General features: G+C 70.3%; 14 protein-coding genes. 4 read left to right on the forward strand and 10 right to left on the reverse strand.

Annotated elements, in window-relative coordinates; translation table 11 throughout:
* The first annotated feature begins 15 nt into the window (after nucleotides 1-15).
* The gene (locus ACIHEJ_RS32985; protein ID WP_400141027.1) at nucleotides 16-1,023 is read left to right on the forward strand and encodes a YihY/virulence factor BrkB family protein; all 1,008 of its coding nucleotides are present in this window, start codon (nucleotides 16-18) and stop codon (nucleotides 1,021-1,023) included.
* 64 nt (nucleotides 1,024-1,087) lie between these two features.
* Here the strand turns inward: ACIHEJ_RS32985 and ACIHEJ_RS32990 are convergent, their stop codons facing one another.
* Nucleotides 1,088-1,258: a hydrophobic protein gene (locus ACIHEJ_RS32990; protein ID WP_400141029.1), complete on the reverse strand. Its 171-nt coding sequence runs from the start codon at nucleotides 1,256-1,258 to the stop codon at nucleotides 1,088-1,090.
* 161 nt (nucleotides 1,259-1,419) lie between these two features.
* Between ACIHEJ_RS32990 and ACIHEJ_RS32995 the strand changes: the two genes are divergently transcribed.
* The 3 genes from ACIHEJ_RS32995 to ACIHEJ_RS33005 all read left to right on the forward strand — a co-directional run bounded on the left by ACIHEJ_RS32995 (nucleotide 1,420) and on the right by ACIHEJ_RS33005 (nucleotide 5,635).
* On the forward strand, nucleotides 1,420-1,836 hold the full coding sequence (locus tag ACIHEJ_RS32995; RefSeq protein ID WP_400141031.1) for an ATP-binding protein: 417 nt from the start codon (nucleotides 1,420-1,422) through the stop codon (nucleotides 1,834-1,836).
* A 223-nt stretch (nucleotides 1,837-2,059) separates the two neighbouring features.
* Entirely contained in the window at nucleotides 2,060-4,693 is a 2,634-nt protein-coding gene (locus ACIHEJ_RS33000; protein WP_400141033.1) for an MFS transporter, read from the forward strand.
* Between the two features lie 378 nt (nucleotides 4,694-5,071).
* The gene (locus ACIHEJ_RS33005; RefSeq protein ID WP_400141034.1) at nucleotides 5,072-5,635 is read left to right on the forward strand and encodes a cysteine hydrolase family protein; all 564 of its coding nucleotides are present in this window, start codon (nucleotides 5,072-5,074) and stop codon (nucleotides 5,633-5,635) included.
* Nucleotides 5,636-5,757: 122 nt separating this feature from the next.
* Here ACIHEJ_RS33005 and ACIHEJ_RS33010 read toward each other — a convergent pair whose 3' ends face one another.
* From ACIHEJ_RS33010 to ACIHEJ_RS33050, 9 genes are all read right to left on the reverse strand, one after another.
* Nucleotides 5,758-6,051 carry a hypothetical protein gene (locus tag ACIHEJ_RS33010; protein ID WP_400141036.1) on the reverse strand — a complete coding sequence of 98 codons (294 nt, stop codon included), beginning with the start codon at nucleotides 6,049-6,051 and terminating at the stop codon, nucleotides 5,758-5,760.
* Between the two features lie 220 nt (nucleotides 6,052-6,271).
* Nucleotides 6,272-7,030, reverse strand: a complete 759-nt coding sequence (locus ACIHEJ_RS33015; protein WP_400141038.1) for an SDR family oxidoreductase — start codon at nucleotides 7,028-7,030, stop codon at nucleotides 6,272-6,274.
* A 368-nt stretch (nucleotides 7,031-7,398) separates the two neighbouring features.
* Nucleotides 7,399-7,944 carry a hypothetical protein gene (locus ACIHEJ_RS33020; RefSeq protein ID WP_400141040.1) on the reverse strand — a complete coding sequence of 182 codons (546 nt, stop codon included), beginning with the start codon at nucleotides 7,942-7,944 and terminating at the stop codon, nucleotides 7,399-7,401.
* A 186-nt stretch (nucleotides 7,945-8,130) separates the two neighbouring features.
* On the reverse strand, nucleotides 8,131-8,454 hold the full coding sequence (locus ACIHEJ_RS33025; protein ID WP_400141041.1) for a hypothetical protein: 324 nt from the start codon (nucleotides 8,452-8,454) through the stop codon (nucleotides 8,131-8,133).
* Between the two features lie 47 nt (nucleotides 8,455-8,501).
* A complete protein-coding gene (locus ACIHEJ_RS33030) occupies nucleotides 8,502-9,554 on the reverse strand; it encodes a phosphatidylinositol-specific phospholipase C domain-containing protein (RefSeq protein WP_400141043.1) in 1,053 nt (350 codons plus the stop codon).
* Between the two features lie 254 nt (nucleotides 9,555-9,808).
* On the reverse strand, nucleotides 9,809-10,270 hold the full coding sequence (locus tag ACIHEJ_RS33035; RefSeq protein ID WP_400141045.1) for a hypothetical protein: 462 nt from the start codon (nucleotides 10,268-10,270) through the stop codon (nucleotides 9,809-9,811).
* 27 nt (nucleotides 10,271-10,297) lie between these two features.
* Nucleotides 10,298-10,795, reverse strand: coding sequence for a DUF6174 domain-containing protein (locus ACIHEJ_RS33040; protein ID WP_400141047.1), 498 nt, complete (start codon nucleotides 10,793-10,795; stop codon nucleotides 10,298-10,300).
* Nucleotides 10,796-11,050: 255 nt separating this feature from the next.
* Entirely contained in the window at nucleotides 11,051-12,091 is a 1,041-nt protein-coding gene (locus ACIHEJ_RS33045) for a helix-turn-helix domain-containing protein (protein WP_400141049.1), read from the reverse strand.
* An 8-nt stretch (nucleotides 12,092-12,099) separates the two neighbouring features.
* Nucleotides 12,100-12,585, reverse strand: coding sequence for a hypothetical protein (locus ACIHEJ_RS33050; protein WP_400141050.1), 486 nt, complete (start codon nucleotides 12,583-12,585; stop codon nucleotides 12,100-12,102).
* Nucleotides 12,586-12,638 lie beyond the last annotated feature (53 nt).

A 12,638-nucleotide genomic window follows, 5' to 3' on the forward strand; every position in this document is an offset into this window, starting at 1 on the left:
GGTGTGGGAGGGCACATGGACGTGCTGGCCCGGCTGGACCGATACCAGAGACGGCACCGGTGGGCAGGGATGCCGGTCGCGGTCGTCTACAAGTTCTTCGACGACCAGGCCACCTACCTGGCCGCGCTGATGGCCTACTACGGCTTCGTCTCCCTCTTTCCGCTGCTGCTGTTCCTCGTCGCCGTCCTCAGCGCCGCCCTGCACGGCAATCCGCAGCTGCAGCACACGATGCTGCACTCGGCGCTGGGTGAGTTCCCGGTGATCGGCGACCAGCTCGGCCACAACATCCACTCGTTCCACGGCAGCGGCGCCGCGCTCGCGGTAGGTGTCGCCGGCAGCGTGTACGGCGCCCTCGGGATCGCCCAGGCGGTCCAGCACGCGCTGAACAAGATCTTCGCAGTGCCCCGGCACGCCCGCCCCGACCCGCTGCGCTCACGGGCGAGGGGCCTCTACTTCCTGATCCTGCTCGCGGCCGGCCTGTGCCTGACGACGGCACTGTCCACCGCGGAGTCCGCCGCCACCCTCTTCGGAACACGCCTGGCCGTCGGCATCAGGGTCGCGGTGGGCATCGTGGGAATCGTCCTCAACGCCGCCCTCCTCCTGCTGAGCTACCGCCTGATGACCAGGCGCAGACTGCCGCTGCGCCTGACGTACGGCCCGGCCCTGGGCGGGGCGTGCGCCTGGCAGGCACTGCAGTGGGGCGGTTCCTACTACGTCGCGCACGTGTTGCGGGGGACGACGGCGACCTACGGAATGTTCGGCATCGTGCTCGGTCTGCTCGCCTGGATCTACCTCGCCGCCACGGTGTACCTCACCACGGCGGAGATCATCGCCGTACGCTGCCTGCGGCTGTGGCCACGCAGCCTGCTGACACCGTTCACCGATCGCGTCCACCTCGCCGCGGGCGACGTGCGTGCCTACCGCTCCTACGCGGCCACGGAGTCCTTCAAGGGCTTCGAGAAGATCTACGTCCGCTTCGGCGAGCCCCCGCCGCCGGCCGTGGGCGACAAGGGTCCCCCCTGAGCCGGCATGCGTGGAGGGCCCGACCGGCAGTCGGTCGGGCCCTCCACGCGGGGGTGTCGTCAGGTCACCATCGATACCAGCGGCCGCGGCTTCCGCCGGTCGTCGTGGAACGCATGACGAACCCGAGCAACCACACCACCAGAACGGCGACCGCGACCCACCACAGGACCTTGAGGGCGAAACCGGCGCCGAAGAGAATCAGGGCCAGAAGCAGAACGAGAAGCAGGGGAACCATATTTATCAACCTCCTGACCGCCGATTTCCCTGCGATCCTCTCTTCATTCATCAGGTATGCCTTGTTTATGCAGGGCGATATGGGGAATTCGAAAGGGCGCCGCTGCCGGCCGCGACCGCGGGTATGCGCACACGGACAGGCTGGATCGGAGGGGGCCTCACATGGACGGATCGTCCCTGCGCGCGGTGGGGTGGGCACGCTCACTGCCGCTCGACAGCGAGGTGAAGGCGGCGCGGGACTGGGCGCGTGAGCACCTGGAGTCTCTGGGATGGACCACCAGCGCGCCCGAGACGGTGGACGCGGTCCTGCTCGCCGTCTCGGAACTGGTCACCAATGCCCACACCCACGCCCACAGCGCCGCGCAGCTGATCTTGACCTGGGACAACAGCTGCCTGCACATCGCCGTGCACGACGACTCCAGTGAACTGCCGGCACCCCGTACGCCGGACACGGAACGCACCGGGGGCCGGGGGCTGCTCCTCGTCGACGCCCTGGCCGACGAGTGGGAGGCCCGCCCCTGCCCTCGCGGCAAGACCGTGATCGCCTGCTTCCGCCCGCCCGGGTCCGTGGACCACTGACCGGCGGGGCGTATGCGCCCGAACCGGCCCGGTGGACGTGTGGTGGAGGCGTTCCGGCCAGGCCCTACACTTACTTGGTAGCCGCAAGCAACGGAACATGGGTGACGACCGGCGCAGGGGCTCGCCCGTCTGCTGAAGCGCCTCGACGACCAGTGGACAGCACGTACACAGCCTCGGAGCCGGGCAGAGCCCAGGGCGAGGCGAGGCAAGGAGATTTGCACGCATGACCATGTCCGCGTCCCCGGCCCGTGGGGGAACCGCAGGGATAGCCTCGCCGGCTCCACCGGCCGGCAGGCTGACCCACCGCCAGATCATGACCATCCTCAGCGGCCTGATGCTGGGGATGTTCCTCGCGGCGCTCGACCAGACCATCGTCAGCACCTCGATCCGCACGATCGCCGATGATCTGCACGGCCTCAGCGCGCAGGCGTGGGTCACCACCGCGTACCTGATCACCTCCACCATCAGCACGCCGCTGTACGGAAAGCTGTCCGACCTCTACGGCCGCAAACCCTTCTTCCTGGCGGCCATCACCATCTTCATCGTGGGCTCGGCGGCCTGTTCGTTCGCCACGTCGATGACGGAACTGTCCGCTTTCCGGGCTTTCCAGGGCATCGGCGCGGGTGGTCTGATGTCGCTGGCGCTGGCGATCATCGGTGACATCGTGCCGCCCCGCGAGCGGGCCCGGTACCAGGGCTACATGCTCGCGATGTTCGGCTCCTCCAGCGTGCTCGGCCCGCTGATCGGCGGTTTCCTGGCCGGCCGGGGCACCATCCTGGCCATCACCGGCTGGCGCTGGGTGTTCCTGGTGAACGTGCCGGTCGGCATCGTCGCGCTGTTCGTCGTCGCCAAGGTGCTGAACATCCCGCACACCCGGCGCGACCACCGCATCGACTGGTGGGGCGCGCTCACCATCGCCATCGGCGTGGTGCCGCTGCTGCTCGTCGCCGAGCAGGGCCAGGACTGGGGCTGGACCTCCACGAAGGCCTACGCCTGCTACGCGGTCGGCGTGGTCGGCCTGCTCGCGTGGGTCTTCGTCGAGCGGGCCATGGGCGAGGAGGCCCTGATCCCGATGCGGCTGTTCCGCAGTGCGGTGTTCAGCAAGATGAGCCTGCTGTCCGTGCTCATCGGCATGGGCATGTTCGGCGGAATGATGATGGTTCCGCTGTACCTGCAGATCGTGAAGGGGGTCAGCCCCACCAAGTCCGGTCTGCTGATGCTGCCGCTCATGGTCGGGATGATCGCGGGGACCATCGTGGTCGGTCGCATCATCCAGAAGACGGGCAAGTACAAGGTCTTCCCGATCGTCGGCAGCGCGCTGATCATCGCTGCCATGCTGCTGTTCCACTACCGGGTGCAGTGGGACACGGCACTGCCGGAGACCATGGCCTACATGGCGCTGTTCGGCATCGGCCTCAGCGGCTGCATGCAGATCCTGACCCTGGCCGTGCAGAACGCCGTCGAGCCCAAGGACATGGGCGTGGCGACCGCCTCGGCCACCTTCTTCCGGCAGATGGGCGGCACCGCCGGCACCGCGATCTTCCTCTCCGTGCTGTTCAGCACCGTCGGCGACAAGATCAGCTCCGCCTTCCGGTCGGCGTACGAGACGCCCGCGTTCCGGGCCGCGCTGCACGACCCTGCCGTACGTGCCAACCCCGCGAACGCGCCGGTGCTCGAGATGTTCAAGCACCCGCACGCGGGCGGCGGGAGCGGTGCGAGCGTCCTCGACGACTCCTCGTTCATCCAGCGGCTCGACCCGCGCCTGGCGCAGCCGTTCAAGGCCGGCTTCACCGATTCGATGCAGCTCGTGTTCCTGATCGCGGCGGCCGTCATGGTGCTGGGCTTCCTGGTCGCCGTGTGGACCAAGGAGGTGCCCCTGCGCAAGGTCTCCGGACTCGAGGCGCGGGCCGCCGAGGAAGGCGGTGCCCCGGCTCCGGAGGCCGTTCAGGCGGCCGCGATCACCACCGCGGCGGTCACGGCCGAGCCCGTCACCGACGGAGTCCCGGCCGCCGCCGAGCCCGCCACCGAGGGAACCCGGCCCGGCGCCGGGCCGGCCGCCGACCGGTTCGAGCCGGTGGACGGCCTCCCGCGGCACGGTGTCCGCGGCCGAGTGCTGGACGGCACGGGCGCACCGGTGGCCCAGGCCGTGATCACCCTGATCGGCGTCGACGGCCGGCAGCTCGGCCGTGCCGTGAGCGGCGCGGACGGCGACTACACGCTGGCCGTCACCGGCCCCGGCACCTATGTCCTGATCGGCGCCGCCGGCGCCCGGCAGCCGCAGGCCGTCACGGTGGTCGTCGGCGATGAGCCGGTCGAGTACGACCTCGCGCTCAGCGGCACCGTCGCCCTCACCGGATCCGTCCGCGACGCCGCCGACGGACGTCCGCTGGCCGGGGCGCTGCTGGTCGCCACCGATGTGCGCGGCGAGGTCGTGGCCTCCGGAACCTCGGACGCCGACGGCGCCTTCGCCCTCGCCGAACTGGTCCCCGGCACCTACACGCTCGTGGTGAACGCGCCCGGACACCGCCCGGCCGCCCTCCCGGTCGACGTCACCCCGGGAGCGACGGAACCCTGCGAGATCCGCCTCGAACCCGGTGCCCGCGTCCACGGCGTCATCACGACCGCCACCGGGCGGCCGCTGGGCGACGCCAAGGTCATCCTGCTGGACTCGGCCGGGAACGTGACCGGCAGTGCCGTCACCGGTCCCGACGGCGCGTACGGGTTCACCGACCTCGACAACGGTGAGTACACGGTCATCGCCAGCGGCTACGCCCCGGTCGCCGCGTCACTGCGCGTCGACGGCAGCGGCACCACCGAGTTCGACGTCGAGCTGTCCCACGAGGACACGTCCCGGTAGCGGTTAAGGGCAGCGCTCCGCGGGCCCCCTGGCCGTTCCCGGCCAGGGGGCCCGCGGGCACATCCGCCAGGCTGTGCCCGCGGAACGACCTGAGCGCCGCTCGAGGCGGCCGGTCACCACCAGGTCGCCCTCCGGGGTGCGCCGGGCGACGCAGCCTGGGTGCCTTCGTCCTGGGGCCGCTCGGACTGGCGCTGGCCGGGCCCGTGTCCGGGCTCGTGGGAGCGGAACGGCTCCTGGGGCTCGGCGCCCTGTGGCAGCCGGCGGCGGTCGGGGCGGTGCTGGCAATCCCGTCCGTGCGACGGCACGACGTGCGGTGACCGTCGCAGCTACGGTTCCCTTCCGGACTTGCTCTTTCCCGGTGGAGAAGGGACGGCGGACATGGCGCACAGCGCCCTCCTCGTGATGGACGTGCAACGCGACATCGTGGACATCGCCGACGACGGCTCCGGGTACGTGCCGCGCCTGCGCAGGGCGATCGACGGTGCTCGGGCGGCTGACATCCCGGTGATCTACGTGGTCATCCAACTACGTCCCGGTCATCCGGAAGTCAGCCCGCGCAACAGGGTGCTCGGCGCGGCCGCCGGCGCCGGCCTCTTCGTCGAGGGAGACCCCGGCACCGAGATCCATCCCCAGATCGCGCCCCGGCGGGGCGACGTCGTGGTCACCAAGCGGCGGGGGAGCGCATTCTCGGGCAGCGACCTCGACATGGTGCTCAGGGCTCGCGGCATCGACAGCCTCGTTCTCGCGGGTATCGCCACCGGTGGGGTGGTGCTGTACACCCTCTGCCAGGCCGGCGACCTGGACTTCGACCTCACCGTCCTGACGGACGCCTGCCTCGACACCGACCCCGAGGTCCACCGGATGCTCACCGAGAAGCTCTTCCCGCGGTGGGCGGATGTCGTCACCGTCGACGACTGGCTCAACGCCGTGGTGCCCCGGTAGCCGCAGTGTCCGGGCTCGTCCGACTCAACGGACCCGGCCGCATGCTCTTCCGCCCATGACCGGAACGTGCGCAAGCGGCGCTCCGGTCAGGACGTGCTTCTTGCCCGAGTGCCCGTCATGGGTCAGCACAGGTGCCGCCACGGCCGCGACATCGCGCTCGTGGACCACCGCCGTGGCCGCGATGTCAGGTCCGCGAACGACGCGGATGGCGCGGATCTGATCGGCCCAGCTCGCGCGTTGGAGGCGATGGTGTTCGACCGCAGGAAGGTCCACTCCACGCCGGATCCTTCGATCAGGCGCTCCATGTCGGCGTGGAGCCGGTTGACCGGGTCAGTCTGCCGTTCGGTGCTTTCGTGCACGCCGGACGACGACAGGTACACGATGCGGCGGCCATGGTGCGCAATCGCCTCCAGCACGACCGGGGGCGCCCCCGGTCGTGAGGAAGGGCCAGATCAACAACACCGTGTCAGTGCCGTTCAGCGCTCCCTCCAGCATGTTCGGCCAGGACGGGTCTCCGCCTGCCCCCTCGGCTCCGCCGGGCAGCCCGGCCGTCATGGTGTGACATGTGCTAGGAGTCCTCCCTCCTGGCCTCGGACCGACTCGCCGAACTCCGGGCCTCCGCCGGACTCGTCGCCGTCAGTCGGTGAGTTGCTGGCCGCCGTCGATGTCGTAGGTCGCGCCGGTGAGCGCGGTGTTGGTCATGAGGTGAACGGCGAGCGCCGCGACATCGGCAGGGCCGACGACGCGACCGATGGGCAGTGTCGCGCGCAACTTCTCGCGGCGTGCGTCGAGTTCCTCCCCGAGGAGCCTCGCCGACAGCGGCGTGTCCACGAACCCGGCGGCGATCAGGTTGACCCGGACCGGCGCGAGCTCCAGTGCGAGGCCGGCGGTGAACGCGGGCATCGCAGCGGTGACCGCGGGCGCGATCCCGAGGCCGGCCCGAACCCGCCGCGCACCCGTGCCGCCCAGGAGCAGCAGCGTCCCGCCGGGGCGTACCGTGTCGACGCAATGTCGCGCGACTTCGAGCGCCACCACCATGTGCGCGCTGATCGCCTGGCGTGCCTGCTCGGCGTCCAGGTCCAGCAGGCGGCCGTACGACGGGCTTCCCGCCGTGACCATCACGTGGTCGACCGGCCCGGCCAGCTCCCGGAAGAACCGCGCGAGCTGCGTCGGGTCGTGGGCGTCGAAGGAGGCGGTGCCTGCCGCCTCGGCCTCCGCGGCCGCGGTGCGCAGCCGCTCCGCGTTCCGTCCGGTGATGATGACATCGGCGCCCTCGGCGCGGGCGTACTTGGCGGTCGCCAGCCCGATGCCCGCGCTTCCACCGATGACGACGAGGGTCTGCCCCAGCAGGGCCGGGCCTCGCGGGGTGGGGGCGGCGGATGGCTCAGACGTCATGAGTCCTCCTGAGGGCCGGAGGCCGTCGAGTGGTGGGGACAGCCACCTTGCGGACGGGGGAGCCGCTAGGCGGAGCCGGCAGGGAACCGAACCGAGATCGACCGCCTTCGGCCGTACACGGGCCCTTCGCGCAACGTGAAGCGGACACAAAGCGCCACGTGACTCGCCCCTGTCTCCTTCCCACCCTTCCAGTCTCACCGTGGACCGCTCGGCCCGCCTGCGGACAGCGGTCATCGTCGAGTCCCCGCTTCGGCCATGAGGCGTCGTGGTCCGGTATGTGAGGGGTTCGCGGGGCGTCGGTCCTCGTGCGGTCCAGGTTGTCCAGCGAGAGCGTGCCCTGTCCGGAAGCGTGTTCCACGGCCCAGCCGTCATTCGTCGGCCTGTTCCTCCGGTCCGGCGGTGTCGCCGATGGCGACGCGCAGGTCATGCATGCCTTGCAGGATGTCGATGAGGGCTTCTTCCGCCCCGCTCAGAGCGTGACGTGTTCCCTCCGCATCGCCGCGGTCCGCGTGCAGCTGGGCGCCGAGCGCGTACACCGCCGTCATGACGGCGGCGAACGCGGCCTCCCGGCCGGGTGGAAGTTCTTCCGCCTCGGGCTCGGAGACCTGCAGTGCGGTGCGTTGCAGCCTGTTCGTCAGGACGTTGACCGCGACGCCGGGATCCGCTCCCAGCTGTTCCCCCCAGCCTTGCAGCGTCTCGAGGACGTCCTCGACCTCCCCTTCCTCGGTCAGGCGGGTCGCGGCGGTGATCTCGAGCTCCGTTTTGGCCAGCAGACTGCCCAGCAGGTGCAGGCGGTCTTCCTCCTGCGGCCCCGCGGGTCGCTTCTGCGGATCTGCCACCGGCTCAGCGGCCAGGGCGGCCAGCGCTGCGTGGATCTGCTCAGCAGTTACCGGGCGCTTGCTACTGGTGCTCACGCCTTCAGCTTCACCCAGCGAAGGCGTGGCCGCCCGCCCAGACACCGTTCCTCCGAAGCCGCGTAGGCCACAGGAGTGAGCGCAGGTCGCGCAGGACCGGCGACTTCGAGGGCGGCCCGGCGCCGGTCCTCCGAAGGCAGCGACCGATCGATCGGCTTCAACCTTCCGAGTGAAGATCGATTCCGGTCACCGGTCGTGTTCGCCGCCGACCGGTGCCTGACGGGCGAGGAACTCGGCGACGTGCGGGTGGTTGTAGCCGGTGCAGGGCCCGTACGCCGTCGGCCCCGGCGGGTACTCCTGCGCCGGCTCGTCCTCCGGCCGCGCGCCCTCGTGGTGAAAATGCGGCCCAGTACTCCAGTACTGCCGGCTCGGCCGCGGCAGCAGGACTCGCGCCGGCTCGCCGTCCCGGGTGAGCCGGACGCGCTCGCCGGTCCCCTCGACCTCGGCGATCAACCGCTCGAGCTCGGGCTGACCTTCTGTCAGTTCGACGTCCGTAGGAGCCGAGGCCACCCGCACGACGCAGCGCAGACCGCACCGTGCGTGGTTGCTCGAAGGCGTCACGAGCCTGCGGCGGCGCCGTCGGTGTTGTGGGCGATGACGGCGTCGATCAGCGGGCCGCCCGGCCAGTCCATGCCGATGACGCCGGTGTGACCCGCGGTCGTGCGCAGGTAGTCGAGCAGTCGCTGGTTCATGCCCGGCTTGCCGCCGTACCCGTTGGCCACCTGCGTGTATGTGGCGCCGAAGGGCGGACAGCTGGCCGAGAGCCCGGTGCCTCCGATGGTGTTGGTCGTGTCGGCGGCGACCTGCTGGAGGCTGGCCGTGACCAGCGACCACCTGGTGTCCAGGTTGCACTCGGTCCATGGGATGAAGGGTGTGGATAGCCACCGGGAGAGCCCGAATCCGTCGTACACCTGCCCTCTCGGGCCGCTGAAGCCGGTGAGCACGATGTGGCCGCGTGCCTGGCCCAGGGTGGGCGTTCCGGCCGTGCTGGTGCCGGTCACCGTGGGTGCGTAGAACAGGCCCGGGTAGCGGGCCAGGTAGCTGCTGAAGATACGGATGCGGTCGGCCCCCGTGGCGTCGGCCGGGTCGTCGACGCACTTGCCGATCTGCGGGCCGCCGGTGCCCCCCTCGGTGGTGTCGCCGTCGCACTCGCCGTGCAGGCTCATGAGCACGGTCTCGCCCGGATGGGCGGTGAGGAAGGCCCGGGTCTTGGTGAGGACGTCGTCGAGGTTGGCGTTCTGGTAGACGTTCGTGTGGTGGATGGCGAACGCGGTGTTGCCGTTGACGATGCGGACGCGGATGTCGAGGGAGCGGATTCCCGCGTTCAGCTGCGCGGTGAGGGTGTCCGCGCTGTCGCCGTGGTTTTCCTGGGTCTGGTAGTACCAGGGGGCGAGCCCGCCGTGGACGGCCATTGTGTCGTGGGTCCCGGGGATCGACATCCGTCCCAGGCCTGTCGAGTCGGGGAGCCGGCTCATCCAGTCCGGGTTGCTCGCGCTGGTGAGACTGTGGAAAGCCGGCGTCGACGGCCCGGGCCACCAGGGCAGGTCGAAGGCCGACGCCGGCGGGGAGGCGGTGAACAGGCCCAGCGTCAGGACGAGTGCACTGAGCACAGAGATCGTGCCCGCCGAGCGCCGGAGGACGTGGGGGGTGGGTCGGCTGCGCCGTGGCAGGAAGAGCATGTCCGGGAATCTCCCAAGGATTGTCAGGTACATGCCAATCACACCGGACCGGTCGGTCGCGGCCGACAAAGCATTCCCTACGCCTCATCCATAGGCAAGACACGGGTGGCCGCCCGCTCTGCCCACCGCTGCTCGGCAGGGGGACCGCCCGCTGACGGCGGACTCCGCAAGGACGGAGCCGGCCGTCAGTCGTAGAAGAACAGCTCGAGATCCTCGACGGACCCTGGTCCGGTCAGGAAACCCTCTGCCTGGGCGATCTCGCGCTCCGGTGGCAACCTGCCGTCTCGGAGCTGCTTCATCCACGTCTCGCCCTGCTCACCGATCGCATAGATCCCGGACAGCAGCTCGGACATGCCCGCAGGGGACGTCGGACTGTGCCCGACGACGGGCCGGAGTTCCCACCGACCTGCACGAGCGGCCAGCCGGAGCACGCCCGCCCAGTTGGCGATCCGCCCGATCCGTACGTGCCACGAGTCCTCGGTGAACGGCGCCGTCCGGCCGCCGTGCAGGGCGTTGGTGGCAGCCCTGATGTCCGCCATCACCTGCCGTTCCACGGCGTCTCGGGCCCAGCGCCCCTCCTGGGCCTCCTCGACGGCGGCGGACCACCACTCCCACGCACCCTCCAGCCGGGCCGTGAACGCATCCATGCGGACAGGTTTCCATGTGCGCCGTCGTCAGCCCGCAGAGGGGTGCCGATCATCCCCTTGACCGGACGCGGGGACCGGCCCGTACGCGCTGATCAGGTAGAGGGCCTCGTCGTCGACGGCGTTCGTGTCCCGGTCGAGCGAGATCCGCACGGGGTGCCCGTCGGCCGCCACCTCCGCCTCGGCTGTGTCCGCGCCGCCGCTGCGGGCCTCGTCCAGTCTCTTCAGCAGCTCACCGATCGTGGGCACCCGGACGCGCGGTTCACGTACCTGCCGCCGGCTGTCCTCGTCCAGCCCGACCACCTTCGTCACCTTGCCGTGGTGGACCTCCACCCGGAAGCTCCCCGCCAGGACGTCCGAGGTCGACGTCAGCGTGTAGGCGTACGAGACGGGCTCCTCCCACACGACTGGGCGCTGCGCCCCGGCGCCGGTCGAAGTCTCGGCTCCGCACGCGGTGACGAGGCACATCAAGGCCCCTGTGACCGCGACGGCGGAGAGGGAACGGGCAAGGGAATGTCCGGTGGTCATGGTGAGCCCCTTCGGTCGACTGCCTCTGTGACGCCGAAGGCTTCGAAAACGTTCAGGGCACCGGTCCACGGGCCGACGACGCCGCGCCCCTCCGCGGTGCCGAGGCGGCCTGACACCGCGTCGCCGCGCCGACGGCGTCCCTCCGTCGACGGGATCGACGCCGCCGGCACCGGGGTGCCGCCGTGCCGTGGGCGAGTCAGGGCACCCCCGTGGCCCTGGCACGCTTCGGGCACGGGGCCTGGTGAGCGACCGGGGTCAATGATGTTGGTGTGCGTCGGGGGTTGTCATTCGCGCAGCGTCCACGCCGATGTGCCGAGCGTCCACGGCGGTCCGGTTCAGCACCTGCTCCCGCAGCTCGCTCGGTGTGATGCCGTACGCGGTGCGGAAGGCCCGGGTGAAGTCGCCGGGGCGGGGATAACCCCAGCGGGCGGCTACGGCATGGATGGGGAGTTGACGCAGACCGGGGTCGGTGAGGTCCTGGCGGGCGCTGGTCAGCCGCTGGTCGCGAATGTACGAGGCCACGGTCAGCCCCTCGCCCTGGAAGAGGCGGTAGAGGTAGCTGCGTGAGATGTGGTGGGCCGCGGCGATCTTCGCGGGGGTCAGGTCCGGATCGCCCAGATGCCGCCGGACGAACGACTTGACGCGCAGGATCAGGGCGCGGGCGTGCGTCTCGGGCGACAGCTGCGGCTCCGCGTCCAGGACGTGGGCGAAGACGGCGGTGACGAGGTCGGTGACGACCCGGCCCAGCCGCTCGGCGTCGGCCGCCTGGTAGGAGGAGGTGTCCGAGGTCAGCTGCACGAGCATCCCCGCGAGCAGCGCGCCCATGCCCTCGCGACCGGAGATCCGCTGTCCGACCACCCCGCACGCCCGGCCGGCAGGGAGATCCACCGCGGCGCGCGGGATCTCCACCCCGATGATGGTGACCGGGTCGGGACCGGTGGATATCTCGTAGGACCGGGACGAGTAGTTGACGTGGAAGTCGTCGATCCGGTACCCCACCTGCTCCCTGCCCCAGCTCGCCGCGCCGTCACCACGCCGCAACAGGGACAGGTGGAAGACCTCCGGGTCGGACTGGCGCACGAGCCTCGGTGTCCGGCGGAAGACCAGATGGTCGAAGGTCGCGGGCCACACCGTCACGTCGCCCAGCCCGATCACGCGCTGGTGCCCCCGGTAGTCGGCGGTGCGGTCACTGCTCAGGTACATCGGCGCGTGAGTACGCCCCAGTTGCTCCGTCCACGCCTCGAAACGGTCGCTCGCGGGCAGCGCTTGGGTGGTGAAGACGGCTTCAGGCAGCACGACGGCGGTCAGGCGGAAACGAAGTCCTGGTCGAAGACCAGAACGTGGTCGTAGTAGAGCGGGTCGCCTTCCTCGTCCACCGGGTATTCGAAGCTGCTGCCGTTGGCGAAGCGCACGGCGAGGTCGGTGACCTCGTCGAATCCGTAATCGCTCTCGCCGACCTCGTGCCCTCGCTCCTGAAGGACCTCCGGCAGGTCGTCCGACGGCGTACGGAAGACGTCGATGCCGTCCAGGAGGAAGCGGATGTCCGCGGACTCGTCGCGGAAGCGCCACACTTCGATACCCGTCAGGACCTCCTTCTGTGCCGACTCGAAGAGGAGCACGAACTCGAAGTCGAACGGCTCGTTGACGACGACGTACTTGCCCGGCGGGCGTCCCCCCGCGGGGGAGTGCTCGACGCGTCCCCAGGCCCGGGCTTCGGTCATGACGTCGTCGAACGGCATTCCGAGCGGGAACGAAGCGATACCGACGTGCGGCAAAAGCTCGACATCCATCCTTCTGTCTCCCTCTTCCTCTTATGATCAGCGGTTCTGCTTCTTGTGCGGCT

Source organism: Streptomyces sp. NPDC052301 (genome assembly GCF_044593395.1).
Classification (GTDB): domain Bacteria; phylum Actinomycetota; class Actinomycetes; order Streptomycetales; family Streptomycetaceae; genus Streptomyces.

Excerpts from the sequence above, each read along its gene's own strand:
- ACIHEJ_RS33035 (WP_400141045.1), bottom strand. The coding sequence starts at position 10,270 with ATGGATGCGTTCACGGCCCGGCTGGAGGGTGCGTGGGAGTGGTGGTCC.
- ACIHEJ_RS33005 (WP_400141034.1), top strand. The coding sequence starts at position 5,072 with ATGGCGCACAGCGCCCTCCTCGTGATGGACGTGCAACGCGACATCGTG.
- ACIHEJ_RS32995 (WP_400141031.1), top strand. The coding sequence starts at position 1,420 with ATGGACGGATCGTCCCTGCGCGCGGTGGGGTGGGCACGCTCACTGCCG.
- ACIHEJ_RS32985 (WP_400141027.1), top strand. The coding sequence starts at position 16 with ATGGACGTGCTGGCCCGGCTGGACCGATACCAGAGACGGCACCGGTGG.
- ACIHEJ_RS33015 (WP_400141038.1), bottom strand. The coding sequence starts at position 7,030 with ATGACGTCTGAGCCATCCGCCGCCCCCACCCCGCGAGGCCCGGCCCTG.
- ACIHEJ_RS32990 (WP_400141029.1), bottom strand. The coding sequence starts at position 1,258 with ATGGTTCCCCTGCTTCTCGTTCTGCTTCTGGCCCTGATTCTCTTCGGC.
- ACIHEJ_RS33040 (WP_400141047.1), bottom strand. The coding sequence starts at position 10,795 with ATGACCACCGGACATTCCCTTGCCCGTTCCCTCTCCGCCGTCGCGGTC.
- ACIHEJ_RS33050 (WP_400141050.1), bottom strand. The coding sequence starts at position 12,585 with ATGGATGTCGAGCTTTTGCCGCACGTCGGTATCGCTTCGTTCCCGCTC.
- ACIHEJ_RS33000 (WP_400141033.1), top strand. The coding sequence starts at position 2,060 with ATGACCATGTCCGCGTCCCCGGCCCGTGGGGGAACCGCAGGGATAGCC.